This window comes from Streptomyces sp. NPDC051172 (assembly GCF_040682555.1).
In the GTDB taxonomy this organism is placed as follows: domain Bacteria; phylum Actinomycetota; class Actinomycetes; order Streptomycetales; family Streptomycetaceae; genus Streptomyces.
In genome coordinates, this window is sequence record NZ_JBFBBE010000066.1 from 22,853 (window position 1) to 47,800 (window position 24,948).

Genomic DNA, 24,948 nt, shown 5'->3' on the forward strand with positions numbered 1-24,948 from the left:
CATGCAGATCGGACTCATCGGGCTCGGCAAGATGGGCGGCAACATGCGCGAGCGGATCCGCCGCGCCGGCCACACCGTCATCGGCTACGACCGCAACCCCGACCTCTCCGACGCGGCGAGCCTCGCCGAACTGGTCGACAAGCTCGAAGCGCCGCGCGTGGTGTGGGTGATGGTCCCGGCGGGCGCCCCCACCCAGTCCGTCGTCGACGAGCTCGGCGGCCTCCTCTCCCCCGGCGACACGGTCGTCGACGGCGGCAACTCCCGCTGGACGGACGACGAGAAGCACGCCGGGGAGCTCGGAACCAAGGGCATCGGCTTCGTCGACGCGGGCGTCTCCGGCGGTGTGTGGGGCCTGCAGAACGGCTACGCGCTGATGGTCGGCGGCGACAAGGAGCACGTCGAGCGGCTCCAGCCGATCTTCGAGGCGCTCAAGCCGGAGGGCCCGTACGGCTATGTCCACGCGGGCAAGGTCGGCGCCGGGCACTTCTCCAAGATGGTCCACAACGGCATCGAGTACGCCATGATGCAGGCCTACGCCGAGGGCTGGGAGCTGCTGGAGAAGATCGAGTCGGTGGACAGCGTCCGGGATGTGTTCCGCTCCTGGCAGGACGGCACGGTCATCCGTTCCTGGCTGCTCGACCTCGCGGTCAACGCCCTCGACGAGGACGAGCACCTGGACAAGCTGAAGGGCTTCGCGCAGGACTCCGGTGAGGGCCGCTGGACGGTCGAGGCGGCCATCGACAACGCGGTGCCGCTGCCCGCCATCACGGCTTCCCTTTTCGCGCGGTTCGCCTCCCGCCAGGACGACTCCCCGCAGATGAAGATGATCGCGGCCCTGCGCAACCAGTTCGGCGGACACGCCGTCGAGTCGAAGGAGTAGCGCAGTCGTGGGGGACCTTCTCCTGGTCCGCCACGGCGAGACGGAGTGGAGCGTGTCGGGACGGCACACCAGCTGGACCGACCTGCCCCTCACCCAGCACGGTGAGGAGCAGGCCAAGTCGCTCGCTCCACTCCTCTCGCAGCGGACCTACGCACTTGCACTCACCAGCCCGCTCGGCCGCGCGATACGCACCGCCGAACTCGCGGGCATCACCGGCACGGTGGTCGAACCCGACCTGCACGAGTGGGACTACGGCGGCTACGAGGGCATCACCACCGTCGAGATCCACCGCACCCGCCCCGACTGGTACCTGTGGACCGACGGCGTGCCGCCCGGCCCCGAGGGACACCCCGGCGAGTCCCCCGCCCAGACCGGGCAGCGCGCCGACCGCGTACTGTCCCGCGTGGACGCGGCCCTCCCCGACGGTGACGTGATCCTCGTGGCTCACGCCCATTTCCTACGCGTCCTGACGGCCCGCCGCCTGGGCCTGCCGCCCGCGGACGGCCGCCTGTTCCAACTGGCAACGGGCACCGTCAGCCGCCTGTCGACCGAACACGACCGCCCGGTGATCGCCGAGTGGAACACCCGGCCCTGACACTCCGGGGCGGGGGGCTGTATCGATGTGCGGCTCCGCCATGCGGGCGCGACCAGCCCCGACGGCACCGCAGCCGAAAGACGGAGCAGCACATCGGCACCCCCCGCGGAGCGGCTGAAGCACGTCTCCGTACCCGTTCAACACCCCCGGGCATCCGGCCGCAGACCCATCACCTGGAACGGGAGTACTACGAGCGCTGCTTCGTGAACGGAGTGACCGTCACCCACCGGCGGCAAGCGGAGCTCTGGGATTAGAGTCCCGCTCTGTGGAGATCAACGATCTGACGCCGGCCGAGCAGCAGGTGTGGCGGGCGTTCTCGACGGGGGCGACGGTCGACTTCCGGGAGGGAGGCGACGACGAGGACACGGCGGAGGGTGCGCGGTGGGGGCCTGAACGGAGCGTCAGGGCAACAGTGTTGCGGGCTCTGCTCCTCAACGGCCCCCGGGTGCCGGGGGAAGTGGCCGCGCTGAAGGTCCAAGGCGCCCGGATCACCGGCATCCTTGACCTGAGGCACGCGACGGTCGACAGCATCGTCCATCTGAGCCACTGTCACTTCGCCGACGCCCCGGACCTCTCCGGCGCCCACCTCCCCTACCTCAACCTGCGTGACTCCGTGCTGCCCGGCCTGATGATCGCGCGGGCCCGCGTGGACGGCAGCGTCCGGCTGACCCGGTGCCGGTTCACCGGAGTGGTGCACCTGGGCGGGTCGCACATCTCCGGGGTGCTGTTCCTCGAACGGGCCGAGTTCGCCGCGGCGCCGGGGTCCGAGCCGGTCCTGAAGCTCAGCCACGTCACCATCGAGGACGACCTGTGCGCCCCCGGGCTGCGCACCCACGGCGAGATACGACTCGACGGCGCCGCCGTCGCCGGATCCGTCGACCTCAACGACGCCCGGCTCCACCACCCCGGCAACGCCGTCCTCGACGCCCAGACCCTCGTCGTGGAAGGGGACCTCCTGATGCGGCGCGTGGAGGCGACAGGCTGGGTCGGCCTGCGGGGCGCACGCATCGCGGGTCGCTTCGACCTGTCGTACTCCCGCCTGTCGAACCCCGACGACTCGGCCCTGCGGGCGAGCAGCTGCACCATCGGCGAGCTCTGGCTGCGCAAGGGCCCGCCCCTGGACGGACGGCTCAATCTGCGCCGCGCCCAGGTGGACGTCCTGTTCCTGGAACCGGAGGTGGTGCCCGCCGAGGTCTATCTCAGCAACCTCGTCTACACCACTCTCACCCCCCACGAACCCGCCGAGCGCCGCCTCCCCATGCTGGAACGCGATGCCGAGGGCTATGTCCCACACGCCTACGAGCAGTTGGCCACCGCCTACCGCCGTGTCGGCGACGACCACGCCGCCCGCCTGGTCCAGCTCGCCAAGCAGCGCCGCCTGCGCTCCACCCGTGCCTGGTACGGCCGCCTCTGGGGCTACGTCCAGGACGCCACCGTCGGCTACGGCTTCCGCCCGCTGCGCGCAGCCGTATGGCTGCTGTCGCTCCTCGCCATCGGCTCGACCGCCTACGCGCTGCACCACCCCCACGCGCTCAAGGCGTCGGAGGCCCCGCACTTCAACCCGGTCTTCTACACCCTCGACCTGCTGCTGCCGGTGATCTCCTTCGGCCAGGAGGAGGCGTTCGCGCCGGACGGCTGGTACCAGTACCTCGCCTACGCCCTGATCATCACCGGCTGGATCCTGGCCACGACGGTCGTCACCGGCGTGACCAGAACCGTCAGCCGCCAGTGAGCCGCCGCGCGGCATGCTGCGCGGCCAGCCGCACGGGCGCGTTCTGGGCGCCGTACCCCTGGTATCCGCCGTCACGCTGGACGAGCTCGAAGAAGACCCGACCCACGGTCCGCGTGTAGCAGTGCCGGAACTCCCCGCACCGATCCCGGTCATAGAGGATCCCGAGCTCGCGATACGTCTCCAACTCCCCCTCGGCGAACTCGAACCGGGCCGCAAGGTCGTCGTAGTAGTTCGCCGGCATCGCCAGCAGCAGCCCGCCCGCCTTGCGGAAGCGGCGCGCCGCGGCCACCACGTCGTCCGTCGCCAGCGCGATGTGCTGGGCACGGACCGTGTCGTCGGCGGGCGCGGCACCGACGGACAGGGCGATGCGGACGCTGCCGTCGGCGGCGGTCACGGCACGACTGCGCAACAGACCGTACGGGTCGGCGACGTCCACGCTCTCCTGGGCCGACAGGCCGAGCACGCTGCGGTGGAAGAGGGTGGCCTCGTCGAAGTGGTGCCAGGGCTGGACGAGAGCGAGATGGTCGATGCGCCGCATGTCCGGGGCCGCCGGGCCTACGTGCTCGACGTCCTCGAAGTCACCGCGCCAATCGGGCAGTTCGGGCCGACCGGTCGCGCAGAAGAACAACTCCGTGCCGTCCGGGGCCGCCACCGCATCCAGCGGGGCGTCCTCGCTCGCCCGACGGCGCGGCAGCACGGGCGCCAGCAGCGCCTCGGCACGCCGGGCGGCGCCCGCCGGGTCCGGGGACTCCAGACCGATCGCGGCGAGCCCGGTGCCGTCGCGCCGGGCGGCCGGCCCGGTGTTGACGAGCACCCGGGCCTCCCCCGCCTGCCACAGATCGACCGGCTTGCTGCGGTGCCGCGCGGTCCGGGCGAAACCGAGGGCCCCCAGCACCTCGCTGACCGGCTCGGCGTCGGGAGTGACCAGCTCGGCAAAGGCGACCCCCGTGGGGACCACAGGGGCGGGCAGCTCGGCCAGCCCCACCGCCTCCTGGAGCACCAGCAGCGACCGGTGTGCGTCCACGGCCGTCGGCCCGGCCTCGGCCTGCCGGAAGACGTCGTTGAAGACCTCCAGGGAGAGCGGCCCGGCGTACCCGGTGCGCAGCACATGCCGCACGAGCCCGGCGACGTCGAAGCCGCCCTGCCCCGGGAAGCAGCGATAGTGGCGACTCCACTGCAGGACGTCCATCGCGAGCAGCGGAGCATCCGCGAGCTGCAGAAAGAAGATCTTCTCGCCCGGGATGCCCTCGATGCCCTTGGGATCGGACCCGCGGGAGAGAATGTGAAAGCTGTCGAGACAGGTACCGAGCGCGGGATGGTCCGCCGTCTCGACGACATGCCAGGCATGGTCGTACGTACTGACGTGCCGCCCCCAGGCAAGCGCCTCGTAGGCGACACGGATCCCGAAGTCCTGGGCCAGATCGGCGAGTCGGCTGAGCTGCTCGGCGGCGAGGGCATCGTCGTCCACGGCCAGCGGACTCACACTGGAACAGACGAGGACCGTATCGGCCCCCAGCCGCCGCATGACCCCGAACTTGTGCCGAGCCCGACGCAGATTGCGCGCGAACTCGTCCTCCGGGACGGCTTCGATGTCCCGCATGGGCTGGTAGAGGTCGATGCCGAGCCCGAGATCGACACAACGGGCCCGGATCTCCTCGGGACTGAGGGGACTCGCAAGCAGGTCGTTCTCGAAGATCTCGACCCCGCCGAACCCGCCCCGGGAGGCGGCGGTGAGCTTCTCGGTCAGAGATCCGCTGAGCGAGACGGTGGCAATGCATGTGCGCATGACGGTGCCCTTTCAACTTGCGTCACTGCAGCGCCCCTTCAGGGGCGCGGGGCTGTGTTCGATGTGCGGCTACCGCCGCGTGGGCGCGACCAGCCACAGACAACCCGCACGCGTCACACGGCCCCGCCAACCGAGCTCTCCACAGCAATCTCCGAGAAGTCGGCAAGCATCCGCCCACTGTCGGGCTCCCGCCCCGTGAACAACCGGAACGCATCCGCAGCCTGGAACACAGCCATCCCACCCCCATCCAAGGTGGCGCAGCCCACCGCCCGAGCGGCCCGCAGCAACTGCGTCTCCAGGGGCCGATAAACCACCTCGGCAACCCACAGCCCCGGATGAAGCAGCTCAGCAGCGAAGGGCAACCCCGGATGGGCCGCCATCCCGGTAGGCGTGGCATGCACAACCCCGTCGGCCGAGCCGAGCAGCCGACCGAGCTGATCAGGAGTACCGGCGGCCGCCCGGCCGGCACCGAAGTGCCGGTTCAGACCATCGGCAAGATCCGCGGCCCGATCACCCAACGCATCGACAACGGTGACCCGCTCGGCGCCCAGCGTGAGGATGGCGTGCCCAACGGCCGCCCCCGCACCGCCGGCCCCCAGCTGCACCACCCGCTCCAGCGAAGCGTCCGGCAGTCCCCGTGCGAACGAGGCCGCGAACCCGGTGACGTCCGTGTTGTGGCCGATCGCGCGCCCGTCCTCGAAGACGACGGTGTTGACCGCCCCCAACGCCTCGGCCTGCGGAGCGAGTCCGTCGAGGTGCTCGATCACCAGCTGCTTGCACGGGTGCGTGATGTTGAGTCCGTCGAAGCCGAGGTCCCGGGCGGCCCGCACCAGGCCGCCGACCGCCTCCGGCGGCACGCCGAGGGTGTCGATGTCGATGAGCCGGTAGAGACAGCGCAGGCCCTGCCGGTCCGCCTCCCGCTCGTGCAGCGCCGGGCTGAGCGACGGGCCGATTCCGGAGCCGATCAGTCCGACGAGATACGAGTCCTTGGCCACGGGGCCTCCTGAGCCGAGCGTTAATGTACGAACTAGTTCGTTAGCTATATCAGCCCGGCGGCCCCCTGGGAAGACCTCGCCGGCGCCACCCGGCCCGCCTTCTAGAATCTGCGGCACTGGCCGCACTCCCGAAGGAACCCGATGACCAGCGTCGACGAACCGGCACGACCCAACGGGCGGATCCGCGACGCCGCCCGCACCCAGGCCGAGATCCTCGACGTGGCGACACAGGAGTTCGCGCGAGCGGGTTACGACGGCGCCCGAGTGGACGAGATCGCCGCCCGCACCCGCACCACGAAGCGGATGATCTACTACTACTTCGGCGGCAAGGAACAGCTGTTCACGGCCGTCCTGGAGCGGGCGTACGGCGTGATCCGCGACGCCGAGCAGAAGCTGGACGTCGAGCACCTGGACCCGGTCGCGGCCATCCGGCGGCTGGCCGAGCTGACCTTCGACCACCACGAGCAGCACCCGGACTTCATCCGCCTGGTCAGCATCGAGAACATCCACGGCGCCGAGCACATCGCCGCCTCCGAGAAGCTGGGCAGGATCGGCTCCCCCGCGCTCGACGTGATCCGCCGCATCCTTGCCGCCGGGCAGGAGTCGGGCCTGTTCACGGCCGATGTCGACGCGGTCGACCTGCACGCGATGATCAGTTCGTTCTGCTTCTTCCGGGTCTCCAACCGGCACACGTTCGGCGCCCTCTTCGGCCGCGACCTGGTCGACCCGGCCCAGCGCGAGCACTACCGCACGATGCTGGGCGACATGGTGATCGCCTATCTGACGGCGGACCGCGCGACGGACTGATCACGCGGATCACGCGCACGACGGCCGCAAGATCCTTCGGCACCACCCCTTGACACCCGGGAAACGTGGGCGCAACATCCGTAGCCATCCACTACTAACTATCCAGTGGGTTCATTAGTCGGGTCGCACCCGGCACGGCCGTCCCGTCACCCCAGGGATCCGGCACTTCTCTCCCGCCGCTCACTCCGCTTACGTTGGAGTTCCCTCGAAGGAGCAAGCCGTGTCCGTCCCCGCCGAAGCCGTCGGGCAGCCGAAAAAGGCGGCCACCGCCGCCTGGATCGGCAGCGCCCTGGAGTACTACGACTTCTTCATCTACGGCAGCGCGGCCGCGCTGATCTTCCCGAAGGTCTTCTTCGACGAGTCCGACCCGGCCACCGCGACCCTGCTGTCGCTGGCCACGTTCGGCGTCGCGTACGCGGCACGGCCGATCGGCGCGCTCTTCCTCGGCCACTTCGGTGACCGTGCCGGCCGTAAGAAGATCATGGTCTTCACGCTGATCCTGATGGGTCTGTCGACCTTCCTCATCGGCTGTCTGCCCACCCGCGCCCAGGTCGGCACGCTCGCGCCGGTCCTGCTGGTCGCCTGCCGTGTGCTGCAGGGCATCTCGGCGGCGGGCGAGCAGGCCAGCGCGAACTCGATGACCCTGGAACACGCGCCACCGCACAGGCGCGGCTTCTTCACCAGCTTCACCCTCAGCGGCACACAGGGCGGCCAGCTCATCGCCACCCTGGTCTTCATCCCGGTGGCCGCGCTCCCCGAGGACCAGCTGCTGTCGTGGGGCTGGCGGGTTCCGTTCTGGGCGAGCGTCGCAGTCGCCGCCGTCGGCTACGTCATCCGCCGCAAGCTCGAGGAGACGCCGGCCTTCGCCAAGCAGGCGGCCACCGCGGGGGTCGTCAAGCTGCCGCTTGCCGTGCTGATGCGTGAGCACTGGGCCGACGTGCTGCGGGTGATCGGGGGCGCGGTCATCGCCTCGGTCTCGACGATCTTCACGGTCTGGGCCCTCGCCTACGCCACCAGCGACTCTGTCGGCATGTCCCGCTCCTCCATGCTGTGGGTGGGCGCGCTCGCCAACCTGGTGGCTCTCGCCGCGATCCCCCTGTGGGCCTCCCTGTCGGACCGCATCGGCCGCCGTCCCGTGTTCCTGATCGGCGCGGCGGGCAGCGCGCTCGCCATGTTCGGCTACCTGTGGGCGATCTCGACGGGCAACTACCCGCTGACCCTCGTCCTGGGCATCGTGGCCTTCGGCATCGTCTACAGCGCCGCGAACGGCGTCTGGCCCTCCTTCTACGGCGAGATGTTCTCCACCCGAGTGCGCCTGTCGGGCATGGCGATCGGCACCCAGATCGGCTTCGCCGTGGCCGGCTTCGCGGTCACGTTCGCCGCGCAGATCGCGGGCCCCGACGGCAACGACTGGTCCTCGGTCGCCCTGTTCACCGCGGCCCTCTGCGTCCCGCCGGTCATCACCGGCCTCTCGGCCCGCGAGACCCACAAGATCCCGACGGAACTCCTGGGCGAGCGGGCCGCCCGGGGAGCGTCACAGCCGGAGACGGTCACCGCCTGACGGCTGCGCCCACACCCCCGGGCCCCGGACACCACACTGCAGCGCCGGCGCCCGGGGGTTCCGGCATGCGCGCCCCACACTCAACCGGCCGGCAGCGATCGCCACGCCTGCGGCACCACAGCCGGAGACGGTCACCGCCTGACGGCTGCGCCCACACCCCCGGGCCCCGGACACGACACCACACTGCGGCTCCGGCGCCCGGGGGTTCCGGCATGCACGCCCCACACTCAACCGGCCGCCTCGGCCACCCACTGGGGCGGATTCCCCCTGCCGGGCCTGCGCGGGCGCCACCGCGTCGGCCTCCCGTCCCGGTCAGGGCCTGCCGCCGCCGGCCGCAGATCTCGTACGCGCCGGGCCACGGCGCCGGAGGCCATCGTCCCGGCCACGCCCTCAAGCCACCCGCCCGCGTGCATCGCACCGCGGCCGTGAGGCTGCCCTCATCGCCTCAACCCCCGCACAGCCCGGCGGACCTCCCAGAGCCGCCGGAGGCCCGGCCGGTGAGGCGTCCGGTTCCTACGCCCGCGGGTGCCGAGGCTCGTAGAGGCCGACCTCGCCGCCGCCCGGCAGCCGGAAGCCGGTCAGGCGGCCCCAGCGCGCCTCCTGCAAGGGCCGGGTGAACTCCACGCCCTTCTCGGTGAGTTCGACGGTCGTGGCGTCGATGTCGTCGCACATCAGCATCAGTTCGTGCGACGGCTCGCCCTCGGCCGGGTGGAAGGCGACCTCGGCGGGCGGCGCCTTGAAGATGAGCCAGCCGTGCCCGGCGTCGACGTGCGCCCAGCCGAGGACGTCCCGGAAGAAGGCGCGGTCCGCCTCGGCGTCGCGGGTGTAGATCACCACATGTGCACCATTGATCACGCGCGGAGGCTAAGTCCCCGGCCCGGGGCGCGGCAAGGGCGGCGCGCGGTCGGTCATCCGGAGAAGGCGGCCACGCAGAACTCGTTGCCCTCCGGATCGGCCATGACGATGTGGTGTTCGCCGAACTCCTCCAGGACGCTCCCGCCCGCCTTCACCAGGCGCTCGGACTCGGCCCGGATGCGGCCCCACCGCTCACCGGGACCACCGCCTCCCGGTACCCGGACGTCCATGTGGAGGCGGTTCTTCGCCGTCTTGGGCTCGGGGACCTTCAGGATGGACAGCCGGGGGCCCACGCCGTCGGGATCGCAGATCCAGACGCCGTCGTCCGCCGAGTCGTCGTCCGGCAGGTCGAACTGCGCAAGCCACTCCTCACGCGTGGTGAAGGGTGCGGGCGGCGGCTCGTCGACATAGCCGAGCGCCGTCTTCCAGAACTCGGCGAGGAGCTTCGCGTCCGCGCAGTCAAGCGTGAGATCGAAGGTGGCTGCCATGCAAGGACCGTACTGCGCACCACTGACAACAGGGCCGCGGCCGGCGTCTGATCAGGCGTTCGACCAGCCCCGCTCGCACAGCACCAGCCGGTAGCCGTCCGGGTCCTCGACGGTGACGCCCCACCGGTTCCAGTACGGATTGGGCGACGGCACCCGCTTGCCGCCGTGCTCCTCCAGCCGGGCCACCAGGTCGTCCGGGACCGGACCGTCGACGTAGACGACGAGGAGGTCCTCCTCGGTGGGCCGGGGCTCGACGGGCCGCGCCGGTTCATGGACGAGCTCCAGATGCCATCCGGCGTCCGGCCAGCCGAGCATCAGCAGGTCGTGCTCGCCGGGTTCGGAACCACCCTCCGCCCGCCAGACCACACTCAACCCGAGTCCCTGCGCCCAGAACCGCTCGGCGGCCGCAAGGTCCCGGGACGGGCGGGCGATACGGATGTGACTGCGGCCGTCGACCGGCATCGTGACCTCTTCCTGAGCTGCGGCATCCTTCCCCGCACCCTAGGCAGTCCGTGATCCGCGAACCATCGGTCGTCCGCCCTGCACCCCGGGACCTAGGTCTCCACCCGCCGCCTTCCCGAACCCTCTGGGCGAAAGGCGCTGTTGAGGCATTGCGCGCACTGCGGTAATCATGAGGGACCTCCGCGCGCTCCGGCCGGATTCAGGGGCGGCCGGGGTGCGCGGACCGACGTTGACTATCGTTGCCCGATCACATGAGCGGGTGGCGAGAGGCGGACGAGGACGTGGCGGGGGACGGGTGGATACGGGTGCCGGTCGGCGACGACGCCGCACGGTGGGCCACCCGCGGGCGCAGCCACAAGGTGCTCCTCGTCGTCCACAACGTGACCGCGGCAACCCGTCTGCTGGACGTCCTGCCACTGTTCCACGACGACTTCAGGGTGCAGCTGCTGGCCACCTGCCCGGGCTCGTCGGCGTTTCGGGCGGGCGTCGCTGAACTGCTGGACGGGACCGGGGTGCCCGTACTGCCGTGGGAGCAGGCGGTCGAGACGCCGGTCGCGTTGGCTGTGTCGGCGAGCTTCGGCGGTCAACTCCGGTCACTTTCCGGTGTATTGGCCGTGCTGTCACACGGTGTCGGATACACTAAAAAACTGGCGACACCCGACACCGGGCAGCGGTCAGAACGAGTCGGATCCGGTCTTCGGAATGTCGCCGGAGTGGCTCCTCGACGAGAACGGCAAGCCGCTCGCGGACGCGCTCGTCCTCTCCCACCCGGAACAGTACGAGCGGCTGCGCACCGTCTGCCCCGAGGCCGCGCCCACGGCCGTGCTCGCCGGGGATCCCTGCTGGGACCGACTGCTGGCGGCCCGCCCGTACCGCGACCGCTTCCGCCGCGCTCTCGGGGTGGGCCGGGGACAGCGCCTGATCGTCCTCAACTCCACCTGGAACCCCGACTCGCTCTTCGGCGACGGCGGCGGCGATGACGTACTCCCTTCTCTCCTGCCCCGTCTGACGTCGGAGCTCCCGGCCGACGAGTACCGTCTCGCGGCGGTGCTGCACCCCAACGTCTGGCACGGCCACGGCCCCGGCCAGATCCGCGCCTGGCTCGACCGCGCCCGCCGCGCCGGCCTGGCCCTGATCGACCCCCTGGAGGGCTGGCGCCAGGCGCTGCTCGCCGCCGACGCAGTGATCGGCGACCACGGTTCGGTCACCTACTACGCCGCCGCCCTCGGCACACCGGTCCTCCTCGGCGCCGCACCCCTCGCCGGCCTGGACCCCGAGGCCCCGGTCCACGCATTCGTCAGCACCGCACCCCGCCTCGACCCCGCACACCCCCTGCGCCCACAACTGGACGCACTCATCGACCACCACCGACCACACCCCGAACCCGCCGAGTCGGTCAGCTCGGCACCAGGCGAGTCCGCCGCCCGCCTGCGACGGCTCTTCTACGACCGCATCGGCATCCCCGAACCTGACGCACCCGCCCGCCTGGAACCACTCCCTCTCCCGCCGTACGAACCGGCGACACCCACCGTCCCGCTGCTGGTCCGCACCCGGCTGCTCGGCTCCGGCGAGGTCCTGGTCACCCGGTACGCGGGCCCGCATCCACCGGCGGACGGGGAGGGCGAGGCCCACACGGCGGTCCACGAGGACACCCGCGAGACGGACCAACTCGCGCTGGCGGACGTGGTGTTCCGGTACGGCAACGAGAACGACCCGCGCTTCGTCTCCCCCGCCCACTGGACGGCGGAGGCCCTCACCCGCCATCCGCACTGCGCGCTGGCCGCCTACGTCACCGGCCCCCGCTCATGCGTCGTCCGCACCCGTACGGGTACGTCGGTACGCCTGGACGCCGCTCCGGGCGCGGACGCCGATCCGGCGGCGTACGCCTCCGCCCTGCACGCGTGGCTCGCAGCAGACAAGCCGCCGGAGGAGCCGATGGGACAAGGGCTGACCGTCCGAATCGGAACGGCAGCCCACCCCGTGCGCCTCACTCCGACGTAACGCGCCTTGCAGCAGGCAAGCAGCCGAACCGCCGGCCGGACAGGGTCTGACCATCCCGGGACGGCAGCTCACCCCCAGCGGCTCAGTCCGCCATGACGCACCGCTCCCGCAGTACTCGCAGCCATGCCACCTGGTACTCGGCGTTCTCCCGGGCGAGGGCCGCGAGCGCCTCGTCGATCAGGGGACGTGCGCGGTCCGCGTCGTCGCCGGCCAGGTGGGTTTCGGCGAGGTCCGTGAGGGTGCGGGCCGTGTTGTAGGCCTCCGTGGTGTCGCGGAAGAAGCGCAGGGCGCGTTCCAGGCGCTGTACCGCCTCCTCGCGGCGGCCGAGGCCGCGCAGGGCACGTCCCCGGTGGCGTTCCAGAAGCGCGCGGGCGCGTGGGAGGTCGGCGGCGCCCTCGTCGTCGGGGCCGATGCCGTCGAGGATGCCGTACGCCTCCTCGAAGCAGGCGTACGCCTCCTCGAACCGCCACTGCCGCAGTCGCAGGAGTCCGAGGAACTCGACCGCGGAGGCGTGACCGCGCACATGGCCGGCCGTCTGCTCGTCCCGGGCGGCGGCGAGCGCTTCGGGTTCGGCCTCGTCCCAGCGTCGCAACTCCGTGAGAGTGTGGGCGAGTTGGGCGTGCAGGGCGCCGGCCGTGCGCGTGCCGGGGAAGTGCTCGTCGGCGGTGCGTGCCCCGGCGCGCAGTGCGGGCAGCAGGACGTCGTGGTGGCCGGCCTTGAGCTGGAGCGGCCACAGGGCCTGGCAGAGCAGCACGACCGTGGCCCAGTCCCGGAAGTCCTCCGCCGCGTGCACCGCCTCGACGAGACCGGGCGCCTCGGCAGCCAGGGCGGCGACGGCCGTGCCCCGGTCCGGGAAGGACACCGGTGACTCGGCGGCGGGCACCCGCCAGCTCTCGGGCAGTGCGGCCCGTGCCGCGCCGACGGCCAGGTCCCGGTAGCCGGCGACGACGCGGCTGACGGCGGCCGAGCAGGCCGCGATTCCGTCCAGGGCGGCCGCCGTGTGCTCGGCGTGGGCGCGGACGGCGGGGCGGTAGCGGTAGCGGCCGGAGTCGGTGCGTTCCAGGAGGAGGGCCTCGGCGAGTTCCTCCAGGTGGCGGGCGGCTTCGCCCTCGTCGAGGTCCGCGGCGCGGGCGGCCGCGGCGGGGTCGAGCGCGGGCCAGTCGCGCAGGGCGGCGAGCCGGTAGAGACGGGCCGCGACGGGTGTGAGCAGACGGTACGAGTCCTCGGCGGCGGCGCGGACGGGGTCGCCATCGGGCCCGGCGGGTGGCTCCGTGGGCGCGGCCAGGCGCGGTGCCGCGGCACGCAGGGCGTAGGGTGAGCCGGCGCAGCGGTCGAGGACCGCGGGCAGCGCGGCACGGGCAGCGCTGATCGCCGGTTTGCCGACGAGGTCGGTGAGCAGCCGTACGGCGTCCCGCCTGGCCAGCGGGCCGACCGGGATGCGCAGGGCGTCCAGACCGGTGAGCGGCTGCCGGGCGACGACGATCGTGAAGACCCCGGGCGCCGAGGTCAGCAGCGGCCGGAGCTGGGCGGCGGACCGGGCGTGGTCGAGCACGAGCAGCAGCCGCCGGTCGGCCAGACAGCGCCTGAGGAGTTCAGCGCGGTCGGCGGCTGCCGGGGGCACCTCCTCGTCGGGCACGCCGAGTCCGCGCAGCAGACTGCCGAGAACCGCTTCGGGCGCGCGGGCGCGCAGGTCGGCGTAGAGCTGGCCGTCGGGGAAGCGGGCGGTCTGCCGCCAGCCCCAGTGGATGGCGAGGGTGCTGGTGCCGATGCCTTCGGGGCCGTGGAGGAGCACCAGCCGTGGGCGTCCGGCGAACGCGCGCGTGGCCTCCTTGTCCAGCGCCTTCAGGGCCTTTTGGCGGTCCGTGAAGAAGTGCGGGGCGGTGGGCAGGCAGGGGCGGTGCGGTCCCGATCCGGTGCCGGGAGCCCGTACACCGGCGGCGAACTGCGCCCATGCCTGCGCCAGTTGAGGATCCCGCTGGACACGCTCGTGCACCAGGCGGGCCACGTCGTCCAGTTGGCCGGGGGTGGTGGGAGCCGTCACCTCACCCCCGGCGATGCGGCGGACCAGACCGCCGGCCGACTCCCACGCCCACTTGCCGGCCTCGTTCGCCATGCCCGACCCGACGGCTCCGAGCACCGCGCCGATGGCGCCCAGCGAAACCGGATCCACCATGCCGCGCTCCCCGTCTTCCGCTCTCCGCCGTTCCACTCGCCGCCCTCGGTGATCAACCCTAGCCGCAGTGACGGAACATGACAGGGCATCACGGGACGCGGTTCTCCGGACCCGCCGGATCGGCTCATGGCTTTCAGCCCTGGTTGGCCCCCTTCGGAATGCCGTACGCCCGCTCCACCTTCAGCCGCACCACCAGACGTCGGTCGCGGACCATCGCGGCCCGGTAGTCGTCCCAGTCCGGGTGTTCACCCAGGACGTCGCGGTACAGCCGGATCAGCTCCTCCACCGTGTCGTCGTGCGGGTCCTTGGCGACGGGTGTGAGCTCGGCGGTTCCCTCGACGACCGTGTAGGCGCGGCGGTCCGGGGCGGACACGTGGTACGACGCCCGCGCGTCCCGACGCAGATTGCGGGTCTTGGCCCGGTCGTCGGTGACGGAGATCCGGATGATGCCCTCGTCCGGGTAGTAGTGATGGCTGACGTTAGACAGCTGGGGCCGGCCGTCGCGCTTGAGGGTGACCAGTACGCCGCTGCGGTCGTCGGAGAGCAGCTCGAGCAGTGTGTCGTGAGTCATACCCGGATCAACCCGCGGGACCGATCCACGCATTCCCGTCCCCCTTCCGAGTAGACACTGTCTACGAGCGACTGGTAGACAGCGTCTGTGGATGCATCGGAGGGTGGACTGCGGGACCGGCTGGTCGACGTCGGAGTGGAACTGGTCACCGGCGAGGGCGCGCAGGCGCTGACCCTGCGGGAGATCGCGCGTCGGGCGGGCGTCTCGCACGGCGCGCCCCGCCGCTACTTCCCCACCCACCTGGAGCTGCTGTCCGCCATCGCCCGCCGCGGCTTCGCCGAGCTGATCGAGCGGGCGACGGCGGCGACCGGCGACGGCACAGCGGCCCCGCGCGAGCAGCTGACGGCCCTGGCGCGGGTCTACCTGGAGTTCGCCGTCGACAGCCGCGGCATGTACGAGTTGATGTTCCGTCACGAGCTGCTGGCGAGCGGGCACTTGGCACTGCGGGACACCGGCCTGCCGCTGTTCGCGCGTCTGGTGGAGCTGGTCGGGCGGGTCCGGCCCGACGCGGACGCCCGGGTCGTCGCGGGCGCGCTGTGGGCGAACCTGCACGGCATCGCCCAGCTGTGGGGCTGGGGCAGCCTCCGACTCGCCACGGACGCCGACGACTTCGTGCCTATGCTGCGTTCGGCCCTCGACGCCCATCTGGGGGACGGCGCATGAGCGGGCACCGCGCGCTGACGCCGGCGTGCAGTGTGGTCGGGGCGGTGATCGTCGCCCTGGACGGCACGGTCCTCACCGTCGTGCAGCCCACCCTGCAACGCGACCTGGGGGCATCCTTCGCGCAGGTTCAGTGGACCAGCACCGGCTATCTCATCTCGGTGGCGGGCCTGTTGGTGTTCTCCCGGACGGCTCGGCGACCGGTACGGGCATCAACGGCTCTTCGCCGTGGGGATGCCGGGTTTCGGGGCGACGTCGGCGGGCATCGGTCTGGCGCCCGGTATCGGCTGGGTGATCGCTCTGCGGGTCCTGCAAGGTGTGTTCGGGGCGTTGCTGCAGCCTGCCACGCTGGGGATGCTGCGGGCCGCTTTCCCGCCCGACCGGCTGCGGATGCCGATCGCCGTGCGGACCGGCGCGATCGGGCTCGCGGCCGCGGCGGGGCCCGTACTGGGCGGGGCGCTGGTGGCAGGGCCGGGCCGGCGGGCGGTGTTCTTCCTCGACGTCGTACCGGCACTCGTCCTCGGCCTGCTCGCGCTCACGCTGCGCGACCCGCGCCCTGGGCAGTCCTCCTCCGCACGCCTGGACGTGCCCGGCGCGCTCCTGCTCGCGGTGACCCTGGCCTGCCTGGTCCACACCCTGGTCGCGCTGCCGGACGGCGGATGGACGTCGACGGGCCCGCTCGGCCTGGTGGTGGCCGTGGTCGCAGGTGCCGTGTTCGTACGGCACGAGCGGCGGGCCACGAGCCCACTCGTGCCGCCGGACGTCGTGGGCTCGACGGCCGTCGGCTGCGCGCTCGGCATGCTGGTCGCCGCGTCGGCCGCCCTGAACGGCACACTGTTCGTCGCCACCTTCCTGCTCCAGGACACGCTCGGTCTCGACCCGGTGCACATGGCCCTGCTCAGCCTGCCGCTCGCGGCGCTGACGATCGTCGCGGCGCCGGGGTGCGCGGTGCTGCTGCGCCGCGCCGGGGCCCGCCGTACGAGCGTGGCGGCGATGGCCGTTCCGGCCGCCGGGATCCTGGTGCTGTGCCGGGCCCCCGGCACGGTCGGCCTCTGCACCGGGTTCGCGCTGGTGGGGGTCGGGTTCGGCACGGTGATGGTGGCAGCCACCCATGTCGTCGTACGCGAGGCCGCCGTCGGATCGGCCGGGGTGGCGGGCGGGTTGCAGCAGACCGCGATGAACGTCGGGCCGGCCCTGGGCGTGGCGACAGCGACGACGCTGATGGGGCTCGGCCACGGACACGGGCTGCCGCTGGTCGTCCTCGCCGCGGTGGCCGTGGCCGGGGCGGCGGCGGGCCGCGCACTGCCGGAACCTTCCACCGAAACGATCAATCATGGTCAACAGGGAGCCATCGCCGCCATTCCTGAGCGACGATGAGACCAGGCAGAACAGGCGAAGTCCGCTGCGGCCGCGCGCCTCTATAGGGGCGCGGGGAACTGCGCGACCAGCCACGATGGTGCCGCAGACGACAGACGGTCTGTCGCGGCACTCAGAGGAGCGCACAGCGCGCCCGGAGGAGAGCGAATGGCACAGCTGCGACAAGAGGTCGACCCGGGTGAGGCCGGGCTGGACGCCAAGGCGCTGGACCGCCTCGACCAGCACTTCGCCCACTACGTCGACGAGGGCCGCCTGCCCGGCTACCTGGTGGCCGTGGCCCGCGGCGGACGCGTCGCCCACCTCACCACCCACGGCCTGCGCGACATAGCGGCGGGGCTGCCCGTCGAGGCCGACACCCTGTGGCGGATCTACTCCATGACCAAGCCGGTCACCTCGGTCGCCGCGCTGATACTGGTGGAGGAGGGCCGTCTGTCGCTCGACGACCCGGTCGCCCGCCATCTCCCGGCCTTCGCCGACCCGCAAGTCTACGAGAGCGGATCCGGATCCGACCTCCGGACCCGCCCGGCAGCCCGACCTCCGCTGATCCGGCATCTGCTGACCCACACCGCGGGCCTGACCTTCGCCTTCTACCACCAGCACCCCGTCGACGCCCTCTACCGCGAGGCGGGCCTCGATTCGGCCGTACTGCCCGGCTCGGACCTGTCCGGGACCGTCGACGCGTACGCGCGCCTGCCGCTGCAGTTCGAGCCGGGCACCGAGTGGAACTACTCGGTCGCCACCAATGTGCTCGGCAGGGTGATCGAGGTCGTGTCCGGACAACCGCTCGACGTGTTCGTCGCCGAGCGCGTCCTCGGCCCGCTCGGCATGACCGACGCCGGCTTCTGCGTCACGGAGGAACAGGCCCCGAGGCTCTCCGAGTTGTACGGCGAGACCGGCGCCGGCGGCATCGAGCCGATCGCCGGGCTGCCGCTGCGCGGGCGGCCCCGCTTCCTGTCCGGCAGCGGCGGCATGGTGGCCTCCGCCTATGACGTGCACCGCTTCATGGAGCTGCTGCGCCGCCGCGGCGAGCTCGAGGGGATCCGCCTGCTGGCCCCCGGGACGGTGGACCTGATGACCAGCAACCAGCTGCCCGGCGGCGCCGACCTGCGCGCCTTCGGCAGCCGCCCGGCCCACGACGAGCCCGGCAACGACGGCGTCGGCTTCGGCCTCGGCGTCTCCGTCGTCATCGACCCCGAACGGACCCAGGCGCCCTCGGGCCTGGGCACGTTCGGCTGGAGCGGGGTGGCGACGACGACGTTCTGGGTGGACCCCGGCCGTGATCTGACCGTGCAGTTCATGACGCAGGTCCGGCCGAAGTCGTCACTCAGGCTCTTCCCGGACCTCAAGAGGCTGGTCCACGAGGCGGTCGCGGACTGACCGGTCCCCGGGACCGCGACCGGATCACCTCGCCGACCGCCGGTGTCGGCGAGGTGGTGCACGATCCTGCTCAGGACAGGTGGGCCACCGCGTCCAGATGCGGCAGGACGTGGTCGAGCCGCTCCCGCTTGGTGCGCAGATAGGTGATGTTGCTCTCGCACGGCGGGATCAGCAGCGGGACGGTCTCCGCCACCTGGATGCCGTGCCGCACCAACGCCTCCTGCTTGCGCGGGTTGTTGGACATCAGGCGAACCGAGTTCACGCCCAGGTCCTGGAGGATCTTCGCGGCGACGCCGTAGTCGCGGGCGTCCACCGGCAGCCCCAGCGCGAGGTTCGCCTCGACGGTGTCCAGGCCCTCCGCCTGCAGCGCCATCGCCCGCAGCTTGGCGAGCAGACCGATGCCGCGGCCCTCGTGGCCCCTCAAGTAGACGACTATGCCGCTGCCTTCGGCGACGACGGCCTTCAGCGCGGAGGCCAGCTGGTCGCCGCACTCGCAGTGCTGGGAGCCGAACGCGTCACCGGTCAGGCACTCGGAATGCAGCCGGGTGAGAACACCGTCCGTGCCGATGTCACCATGGACGAGGGCCACTTGCTCGTCGCCGCGATCGTGATCCATGTAACCCACCGCCCGGAATTGCCCGTACACCGTGGGCAGGGGGGCATTCACAATCCGTTCCACGCCCGTGCGCTGTGGGGACTTCTTGCCGAGGACGCCGATTTTATCTGTCATGATCTGATTCCTAAGCAGAGACGAAAGGCCGTGAAGAAATGAGTGTTTCGGGCGCGCGTACGGCGGCATACGGGGTGGTGCCGGCGGACACTACGGAAGAGGTACGGACCAGGGCGGCGGGTGTCTCAACGCAGGTCGCAGTCCTTCCGGTCGGGAGCTTCGAGCAGCACGGTCCGTTCCTTCCGCTGGCGACCGACACGCTCGTCGCCTGTGCCGTGGCCCGGGAGATCGCGGCGGCGTACCCGGTGCACCTCCTTCCGCCGGTGACGATCTCCTGCTCGCACGAGCATGCGGCCTGGCCGGGGACCGTCAGCATCTCCTCCGTGACCCTTCACGCGGTGGTGAGTGACATCGCACAGTCGCTGCGCCGCTCCGGCGTCGACGTCCTGGTGGTGGTCAACGGGCACGGCGGAAACTACGTACTGGGCAACGTCGTTCAGGAATCCTCCGCCCGCGGCGAGCGCATGGCACTGTTCCCTGCCGCCGAGGACTGGGAAGCGGCGCGGCAGCGGGCGGGGGTGACCACCTCGCTGCTGACCGACATGCACGCGGGAGAAATCGAGACCTCCATCCTTCTGCACGCTCACCCGGAATTGCTCCGCCCCGGTTATGAGACCTCCGATTTCGTCGCGGACGACCGGCGTCATCTGCTCACCCTCGGTATGTCCGGCTATACCGATTCGGGCGTCATCGGACGCCCTTCGCTCGGTTCCGCGGAAAAGGGGAAGGAACTGCTCGCCGCCCTGGCGGACTCCTTCGGAGCGTATTTCTCACTCCTCACCTCGGCGGACGATTCCGGCACGGAAACCGGAGATACGGGGGAAGCCGGCAGCGCACGCGGATAGTCGGCTTCGCGTGCGGGTTCCGGGGCCGGCTCCGCGGCCGTTCCGGAGCCTGCCCGCAGGCCCGTGTACCAGCGGGCGACGAGGACGGCGAGGCCGGGCAGGGCCGCCACGAAGCTGAGCACCCCGTACACCACGGAGACGGCCACCCCGCTGCTCGCGCCGAGCCCCGCCGCTCCGAACGCCCAGGCGGCGACGCCCTCGCGGGGGCCGAAGCCGCCGACGTTCAGGGGCAGGCCCATCGCGATCAGTGCGAGGACCGCGAGCGGCAGCAGTGCGGCGGCGGAGGCGCCGGATCCGGCGACCCGCGCGGCCAGCACGAACAGCGCGATGTGGCCGACCAGGATGAGCACCGACGAGACGCCGACACCCGGCCAGTTGCGGCGTGACAGCAGCCCCTCGCGCGCCTCGGCGAGCGTCGTGCGCAGCGCCCGCCCGCGGCGGGAGGCGGCCCCGTTCATCCACAGGGCAACCATGACGGCGAGCGCGCCCACCGCCGCGAGCCCCACCAGCGGCGCGAAGTGCCGGGTCTGCGCCAGCACGGGCGACGGCATCGTCAGCAGCACGGCCCCGCCGAGAACGGTCAGCGCGACCTGCCCGGCGACCCGTTCGAGGACCACCGAGCGCACGCCTCGGCCCATGTCACCGGCGCTCTGCCCGTGCCGTACGGCACGGTGCACATCGCCGAGGACACCGCCGGGCAGTGCGGCGTTCAGGAACAACGCCCGGTAGTAGTCGGCGACGGCCGCCCCGAGCGGCAGCCGGATCTTCAGGCCCCGGGCCACGAGGGCCCAGCGCCAGGCGCTGAGCACGGTGGTGGCCACACCGATCAGGAGGGCCGGCACCAGCGTCGTCGCGTCGATCCGCCGCAGCCCGTCCAGGAGGACGCCGGTGCCGAGGTGCCACAGCAGGGCGCCGAGGATGACGACGCCGGCGACGGTGCCGAAGTGGGTCCGTACGGCACGGGAGTTGAGACGGGACACCATGGCACGCCACCGGGGCGTCCGCGCGGCGGCCGACTCGGGCCGGGCCGCGGAGACGATCACGCCGATACGGGCCTCGGAGACGGCGGGACCCACGGGTGGGGCGGACGCGAGTACATCCGCCCGCGTCCGCAGCGCCGCATCCCGCGCGGCGAGGCAGGGCGCGCCGTCCGCCCATACCTCGACCGCGGCGGAGGCGGCACCGCCGGCCGCACCCACCGCTGCCGGGCGGACGGCGCATTCGGTTCGCGTCTCCAGGCCGACGCCGGTCGGCGCCCCGGACACGACGTCCACACCCAACCCGACCGCCACGGCGCCACACCGGTCGGCTCGCACCACGTGTGCCCGTACCGTCTCGATGCTCATGCCGCGCCGCCCGTCGGCCGGGACAGGGCCAGCAGGTCGCTGTGGTGGACCACGACGTGGAGTTCGCCCGCCGCGCAGGCGGCCAGGCGGTCCTGCAGATACCGTTCTGCGCGGGCCTTCAGCTCGGGGCGTTCCTCGACGGCCGCGCCCACCCAGCCGCGCAGCCACTGGGCCGTCAGCGCGGCCTCGTCGGGACCGAGGCGCCAGGGACTGGGGTTGACCCGTACCGTCGCGCCCCGTTCCGAGAAGGCCTCGCAGGCGACCGTGGTCGCGTCCGGGCCGAGCAGGTCGCCACGGCGCTGGTGGGCGTTGAACGCGTCGGTGATCTCCTCGTCCATCGGGTCGGACGGGGTGAGTTCGACGCGTCCGGCCACCGAGAGGGTCAGCAGGGCGGGGCAGCCGGCCCCGGTGCAGGCTTCGGCGAGGGTCTCGATCTCCTCGCGGGTGAGGACGTCGAGGAGGGCGGAGGCCGTCACCAGCGAGGCGCCGGCGAGCGCGTCCGGGGTGAGCCGGCCGACGTCGCCGCGGCGCGTCTCCACGGTGACCCGGCTGCCGTCGGCGGCCGAGCGCGGGGAGGCGACGGCTGCGAAGTGCAGCAGGTACGGGTCGCGGTCGTGCAGGATCCAGTGCTGGGCGCCGTCCAGGCGGGGTGCGAGCCAGCGGCCCATCGAGCCGGTGCCGCAGCCCAGGTCGTGGATGACCAGCCCGGCCTTGCCCGGCAGGTTGGCCAGCCGGATCCGCAGCGGGTCGAGCAGTTCGTGTGCCCGCCCGCCGGCGTCGGCGGGTTCGCGCAGCTCCAGCCACTCGGGCGCGTAACGGGGCGGATCCTCGGGCCCGGTGTCCCGCAGCCGCACGGTGGCGCGCTCGCCGGGACGCGGGGCGGGGCCGGCGCCGGGGATCACGGAGTCGGCCGTCTCGGAGCCGTCGTGACCGGCCGGTTCGGAGCCGCCCCGGGGCCGGGGCTGCGCCGGGATCTTCCCGCCTGTCTTCGCCGGTACCGTCCTGTTCATGCCGCCCTCCTGGGTTCGCTCGGCAGCCGGCCCAGTACTCCGGCCAGGCTTCGGGCCGTGGTCGCCCATCCGTCCAGGGCGGCCCGCCGGCCCCGGGCGGCGGCTTTCAGCCGGCGTCGTACGTCGGCCTCGCCGAACCAGCCGCGCAGTTCGGCGGCGAGGGCGGCGGGGTCCTCCGGCGGCACGAGGATGCCGGGCACACCGCCGTCGGGGGCGCGTCCGACCGCCTCCGGGAGACCGCCGACATCCGTGGCCAGCACGGGGATGCCGCGCGCGAGGGCCTCCGTCACCGCCATGCCGTACGTCTCCGCGTACGAGGTGAGGACCATGAGGTCGGCGGCGTTGTAACTGGCGTCGAGCTCGGCACCGGCCTGCGGTCCGGCAAGGTGGATCCGGTCCTGCAGACCGTGCTCCTTGATCAGCAGCCGCAGCTGGGCGACGTACTCGGGGTCGTGGCCGAGCCCGCCGACGCACACGCAGCTCCACGGCAGGTCGGCCGCCGCGGCCAGCGCCTGCACCAGCCGGTGCTGCCCCTTGCGCGGGGTCACCGAGGCGACGCACAGCAGCCGGGAGACACCGTCGGTGCCGGAGGCGAGGGGCGCGATGTCGGCGCCGGGGGCGGCGACATGCACCCGCTCGGGGGCGAGGCCGTGGTGGGCGACGAGGCGGCGGACCGCCCAGTCGCTGGTGGCGATCACGGCGGGCACGGCCCGCAGCACGTCACGCTCCTTGGCGTCCAACTCGGCGGCCACGGCGGGCTCGAGGCCCCGCTCGTCGCCGAGCGGAAGGTGCACGAGGACCGCCAACTGCAGCCGCTCCGTCTCCGGAACGACGATCTCCGGGACCCCGCAGGCCACGATCCCGTCCAGCAGGACGACCGAGCCGTCCGGCAACTCCCGCAGCGTCCGCGCGAGTTCCGCGCGCGCCGCCGCCCCCGGCCGGGGCCACTCGCCGGCCGCGGCGTGCTTGTGCACCTGCCAGCCGAAGCCGGGCAGGTCCAGACTGACGCGCCGGTCATAGGCGTTGCCGCCGCTCGGCGCGGCCGGGTCGTCCACGCCGCCCGGCATGACGAAGTGCACGGAACGCAGGGACATGGGGATGATCTCGGCGTTCTTCAGGGCGGAGTGCTGCACGGGCACATAGCTGAGCGACATCTCCGCCTCCCCCGGGGCGTTCTCCACCTTCTCCAAGGTCACGTCGGTCACAGGGCACGCTCGTAACTCGCCCAGGCGATGTGCGACTCGTGCAGCGTCACCGAGATGCCGGCGATACCCTTGGCGCCCTCGCCCAGCGCGCCCTTCTCGATCCGCTCGGCGAGCCGGTCGGCGATGACCTTCGCCAGGAACTCCGTGGAGGTGTTGACGCCGGCGAACTCGGGCTCGTTGTCGAGGTTGCGGTAGTTCAGCTCGCTGACGACGGCGCCGAGTTCCTGGGTGGCGAGTCCGATGTCGACGACGATGTTGTCGTCGTCCAGCTGCTCGCGCCGGAACGTGGCGTCCACCAGGAACGTCGCTCCGTGCAGGCGCTGCGCGGGTCCGAAGACCTCGCCGCGGAAGCTGTGGGCGATCATGATGTGATCGCGGACGGTGACACTGAACAACGGACGACCCTCCAGGTGCGGCACGTCTGGTCCTCCGGCCATTGGCTGCCGGAGGATGCCGTGTAGTACGGCTCTTCGCTTCCCCCCGTTCAGCCGAGTCTCACTCTTTTCTCAGGTCAGACCGTTTCGGGGTACCTCACACGGTGACACAGCGCGGGAATCTCGCCGTTGGCCAGCCGGGGCATCACCTCCGGCAGCTCCTCGAACGCGTTTTCCCCTGTGATGAGGGCGTCGAGGGCCGGGTCGGCGAGCAGGTCGAGGGCGAGGGCGAGCCGGTCGGCGTAGCTGCGGTTCGCTCGGGCCGGGGAGACGGTGCCGACCTGGCTGCTGCGGATCGTCAGCCGCCGGGAGTGGAAGGCCTCGCCGAGCGGGAGGCTCACCCTCCGGTCGCCGTACCAGCTCAGTTCCACGACGGTGCCCTCGGCGGCCAGGAGTTCCAGAGCCCGGGCGAGGCCCTGCTCCGTTGCACTGGCGTGCACCACCAGGTCCCTCTCCCCGAGCGCGTCCTCGGGCAGCGCGAAGTCGACTCCGAGGGCCTCGGCTGTCTTGGCGCGGGCCGGGTCGGCGTCGACGAGTTGCACTTGTACGCCCGGGAAGCGGGCCAGCAGCGCGGCCACCGAGCAGCCGACCATGCCGCCGCCGACCACCGCGATCCGGTCGCCGACCAGCGGCGCGGCGTCCCACAGGGCGTTCACCGCGGTCTCCACGGTCCCAGCTAGCACGGCCCGCTCGGCAGGAATGGTGTCCGGAACGACCGTAACGGCCGAAACCGGCACCACATACCGCGTCTGGTGCGGATACAGACAGAAAACCGTACGCCCGACCAGCTCCTCGGGCCCCTCCTCCACCCTCCCGACACTGAGGTAGCCATACTTCACGGGTGCGGGGAACTCACCTTCCTGGAACGGCGCCCGCATGGCCGCGTGCTGACTCTCCGGAACGCCGCCGCGGAAGACGAGTGTCTCCGTGCCGCGGCTGACCCCGGAGTAGAGCGAGCGCACCAGCACCTCGCCCTCGGCGGGTTCGGGCAGGTCGACGCTCCGGATCTCGCCGAGACCCGGACGACTCAGCCAGAACGCGCGTGCGATGCGGTTCAT

General features: G+C 72.0%; 21 protein-coding genes and 2 pseudogenes. 10 read left to right on the forward strand and 13 right to left on the reverse strand.

Translation table 11 applies throughout. The annotated features are described in order from the left end of the window. The first annotated feature begins 1 nt into the window (after nt 1). From gnd to AB0N07_RS32000, 3 genes are all read left to right on the forward strand, one after another. Entirely contained in the window at nt 2-880 is an 879-nt protein-coding gene (gene gnd / locus AB0N07_RS31990; protein ID WP_365841023.1) for a phosphogluconate dehydrogenase (NAD(+)-dependent, decarboxylating), read from the forward strand. A 7-nt stretch (nt 881-887) separates the two neighbouring features. After that, entirely contained in the window at nt 888-1,475 is a 588-nt protein-coding gene (locus AB0N07_RS31995) for a histidine phosphatase family protein (protein ID WP_365841025.1), read from the forward strand. A 265-nt stretch (nt 1,476-1,740) separates the two neighbouring features. Continuing rightward, nucleotides 1,741-3,207, forward strand: coding sequence for a membrane-associated oxidoreductase (locus AB0N07_RS32000; protein WP_365841027.1), 1,467 nt, complete (start codon nt 1,741-1,743; stop codon nt 3,205-3,207). Here AB0N07_RS32000 and AB0N07_RS32005 read toward each other — a convergent pair. Together AB0N07_RS32005 and AB0N07_RS32010 are read right to left on the reverse strand one after the other, a co-directional pair. Further along, nucleotides 3,194-4,993, reverse strand: a complete 1,800-nt coding sequence (locus AB0N07_RS32005) for a TIM barrel protein (RefSeq protein WP_365841029.1) — start codon at nt 4,991-4,993, stop codon at nt 3,194-3,196. The two genes, AB0N07_RS32000 and AB0N07_RS32005, sit on opposite strands and share 14 nt — an antisense overlap. A gap of 113 nt (nt 4,994-5,106) precedes the next feature. Continuing rightward, nucleotides 5,107-5,988 carry a shikimate dehydrogenase gene (locus tag AB0N07_RS32010; protein WP_365841031.1) on the reverse strand — a complete coding sequence of 294 codons (882 nt, stop codon included), beginning with the start codon at nt 5,986-5,988 and terminating at the stop codon, nt 5,107-5,109. Between the two features lie 141 nt (nt 5,989-6,129). On the opposite strand from AB0N07_RS32010, the gene AB0N07_RS32015 reads away from it, so the two are divergent. Together AB0N07_RS32015 and AB0N07_RS32020 are read left to right on the forward strand one after the other, a co-directional pair. After that, nucleotides 6,130-6,795 (forward strand): TetR/AcrR family transcriptional regulator, encoded by a 666-nt coding sequence (locus AB0N07_RS32015; protein WP_365841033.1) that lies wholly within the window; start codon nt 6,130-6,132, stop codon nt 6,793-6,795. A gap of 220 nt (nt 6,796-7,015) precedes the next feature. Further along, nucleotides 7,016-8,356: an MFS transporter gene (locus tag AB0N07_RS32020; protein WP_365841035.1), complete on the forward strand. Its 1,341-nt coding sequence runs from the start codon at nt 7,016-7,018 to the stop codon at nt 8,354-8,356. Between the two features lie 513 nt (nt 8,357-8,869). On the opposite strand, the gene AB0N07_RS32025 is transcribed toward AB0N07_RS32020, so the two are convergent. From AB0N07_RS32025 to AB0N07_RS32035, 3 genes are read right to left on the reverse strand one after another with little or no spacing between them, the layout of a single operon-like run. Further along, a complete protein-coding gene (locus tag AB0N07_RS32025) occupies nt 8,870-9,211 on the reverse strand; it encodes a VOC family protein (RefSeq protein WP_365841037.1) in 342 nt (113 codons plus the stop codon). Nucleotides 9,212-9,264: 53 nt separating this feature from the next. Then, nucleotides 9,265-9,699, reverse strand: coding sequence for a VOC family protein (locus AB0N07_RS32030; protein ID WP_365841039.1), 435 nt, complete (start codon nt 9,697-9,699; stop codon nt 9,265-9,267). A 51-nt stretch (nt 9,700-9,750) separates the two neighbouring features. Next, nucleotides 9,751-10,161 carry a VOC family protein gene (locus AB0N07_RS32035; protein WP_365841041.1) on the reverse strand — a complete coding sequence of 137 codons (411 nt, stop codon included), beginning with the start codon at nt 10,159-10,161 and terminating at the stop codon, nt 9,751-9,753. 702 nt (nt 10,162-10,863) lie between these two features. Here AB0N07_RS32035 and AB0N07_RS32040 point away from each other — a divergent pair. After that, nucleotides 10,864-12,162, forward strand: coding sequence for a hypothetical protein (locus AB0N07_RS32040; RefSeq protein ID WP_365841043.1), 1,299 nt, complete (start codon nt 10,864-10,866; stop codon nt 12,160-12,162). An 82-nt stretch (nt 12,163-12,244) separates the two neighbouring features. Here AB0N07_RS32040 and AB0N07_RS32045 read toward each other — a convergent pair whose 3' ends face one another. Further along, nucleotides 12,245-14,335, reverse strand: coding sequence for a tetratricopeptide repeat protein (locus tag AB0N07_RS32045; RefSeq protein ID WP_365841045.1), 2,091 nt, complete (start codon nt 14,333-14,335; stop codon nt 12,245-12,247). Between the two features lie 133 nt (nt 14,336-14,468). After that, nucleotides 14,469-14,906, reverse strand: coding sequence for a PPOX class F420-dependent oxidoreductase (locus AB0N07_RS32050; RefSeq protein WP_365841047.1), 438 nt, complete (start codon nt 14,904-14,906; stop codon nt 14,469-14,471). 87 nt (nt 14,907-14,993) lie between these two features. Between AB0N07_RS32050 and AB0N07_RS32055 the strand changes: the two genes are divergently transcribed. The 3 genes and pseudogenes from AB0N07_RS32055 to AB0N07_RS32065 all read left to right on the forward strand — a co-directional run bounded on the left by AB0N07_RS32055 (nt 14,994) and on the right by AB0N07_RS32065 (nt 18,320). After that, nucleotides 14,994-15,569: a TetR/AcrR family transcriptional regulator gene (locus AB0N07_RS32055; protein ID WP_365841049.1), complete on the forward strand. Its 576-nt coding sequence runs from the start codon at nt 14,994-14,996 to the stop codon at nt 15,567-15,569. Beyond that, a pseudogene (locus tag AB0N07_RS32060) lies at nt 15,566-16,943 on the forward strand (MFS transporter). Before AB0N07_RS32055 ends, AB0N07_RS32060 begins: the two are co-directional and overlap by 4 nt. 147 nt (nt 16,944-17,090) lie before the next feature. After that, a complete protein-coding gene (locus AB0N07_RS32065) occupies nt 17,091-18,320 on the forward strand; it encodes a serine hydrolase domain-containing protein (RefSeq protein ID WP_365841051.1) in 1,230 nt (409 codons plus the stop codon). A 70-nt stretch (nt 18,321-18,390) separates the two neighbouring features. Here the strand turns inward: AB0N07_RS32065 and ribA are convergent, their stop codons facing one another. Continuing rightward, entirely contained in the window at nt 18,391-19,050 is a 660-nt protein-coding gene (gene ribA / locus AB0N07_RS32070; protein ID WP_365841053.1) for a GTP cyclohydrolase II, read from the reverse strand. A 38-nt stretch (nt 19,051-19,088) separates the two neighbouring features. Between ribA and AB0N07_RS32075 the strand changes: the two genes are divergently transcribed. Continuing rightward, a complete protein-coding gene (locus tag AB0N07_RS32075; protein ID WP_365841055.1) occupies nt 19,089-19,895 on the forward strand; it encodes a creatininase family protein in 807 nt (268 codons plus the stop codon). A 104-nt stretch (nt 19,896-19,999) separates the two neighbouring features. Here the strand turns inward: AB0N07_RS32075 and AB0N07_RS32080 are convergent. From AB0N07_RS32080 to AB0N07_RS32100, 5 genes and pseudogenes are all read right to left on the reverse strand, one after another. Continuing rightward, nucleotides 20,000-21,241 (reverse strand): annotated as a pseudogene (locus tag AB0N07_RS32080) (lysylphosphatidylglycerol synthase transmembrane domain-containing protein); the annotation flags it as partial. After that, nucleotides 21,238-22,251 (reverse strand): class I SAM-dependent methyltransferase, encoded by a 1,014-nt coding sequence (locus tag AB0N07_RS32085; protein ID WP_365841057.1) that lies wholly within the window; start codon nt 22,249-22,251, stop codon nt 21,238-21,240. The pseudogene AB0N07_RS32080 and the gene AB0N07_RS32085, both read right to left, overlap by 4 nt. After that, a complete protein-coding gene (locus AB0N07_RS32090; RefSeq protein WP_365841059.1) occupies nt 22,248-23,456 on the reverse strand; it encodes a glycosyltransferase family 4 protein in 1,209 nt (402 codons plus the stop codon). The genes AB0N07_RS32085 and AB0N07_RS32090 overlap by 4 nt, the downstream gene beginning before the upstream one ends. After that, nucleotides 23,453-23,851 carry a 6-carboxytetrahydropterin synthase gene (locus tag AB0N07_RS32095; protein WP_115910305.1) on the reverse strand — a complete coding sequence of 133 codons (399 nt, stop codon included), beginning with the start codon at nt 23,849-23,851 and terminating at the stop codon, nt 23,453-23,455. Before AB0N07_RS32095 ends, AB0N07_RS32090 begins: the two co-directional genes overlap by 4 nt. Before the next feature lie 116 nt (nt 23,852-23,967). Further along, nucleotides 23,968-24,948 (reverse strand): dehydrogenase, encoded by a 981-nt coding sequence (locus tag AB0N07_RS32100; RefSeq protein ID WP_365841061.1) that lies wholly within the window; start codon nt 24,946-24,948, stop codon nt 23,968-23,970.

Excerpts from the sequence above, each read along its gene's own strand:
- gnd (WP_365841023.1), top strand. The coding sequence starts at position 2 with ATGCAGATCGGACTCATCGGGCTCGGCAAGATGGGCGGCAACATGCGC.
- AB0N07_RS32005 (WP_365841029.1), bottom strand. The coding sequence starts at position 4,993 with ATGCGCACATGCATTGCCACCGTCTCGCTCAGCGGATCTCTGACCGAG.
- AB0N07_RS32015 (WP_365841033.1), top strand. The coding sequence starts at position 6,130 with ATGACCAGCGTCGACGAACCGGCACGACCCAACGGGCGGATCCGCGAC.
- AB0N07_RS32030 (WP_365841039.1), bottom strand. The coding sequence starts at position 9,699 with ATGGCAGCCACCTTCGATCTCACGCTTGACTGCGCGGACGCGAAGCTC.
- AB0N07_RS32035 (WP_365841041.1), bottom strand. The coding sequence starts at position 10,161 with ATGCCGGTCGACGGCCGCAGTCACATCCGTATCGCCCGCCCGTCCCGG.
- AB0N07_RS32040 (WP_365841043.1), top strand. The coding sequence starts at position 10,864 with ATGTCGCCGGAGTGGCTCCTCGACGAGAACGGCAAGCCGCTCGCGGAC.
- AB0N07_RS32045 (WP_365841045.1), bottom strand. The coding sequence starts at position 14,335 with ATGGTGGATCCGGTTTCGCTGGGCGCCATCGGCGCGGTGCTCGGAGCC.
- AB0N07_RS32050 (WP_365841047.1), bottom strand. The coding sequence starts at position 14,906 with ATGACTCACGACACACTGCTCGAGCTGCTCTCCGACGACCGCAGCGGC.
- AB0N07_RS32065 (WP_365841051.1), top strand. The coding sequence starts at position 17,091 with ATGGCACAGCTGCGACAAGAGGTCGACCCGGGTGAGGCCGGGCTGGAC.
- ribA (WP_365841053.1), bottom strand. The coding sequence starts at position 19,050 with ATGACAGATAAAATCGGCGTCCTCGGCAAGAAGTCCCCACAGCGCACG.
- AB0N07_RS32075 (WP_365841055.1), top strand. The coding sequence starts at position 19,089 with ATGAGTGTTTCGGGCGCGCGTACGGCGGCATACGGGGTGGTGCCGGCG.
- AB0N07_RS32085 (WP_365841057.1), bottom strand. The coding sequence starts at position 22,251 with ATGAACAGGACGGTACCGGCGAAGACAGGCGGGAAGATCCCGGCGCAG.
- AB0N07_RS32100 (WP_365841061.1), bottom strand. The coding sequence starts at position 24,948 with ATGAACCGCATCGCACGCGCGTTCTGGCTGAGTCGTCCGGGTCTCGGC.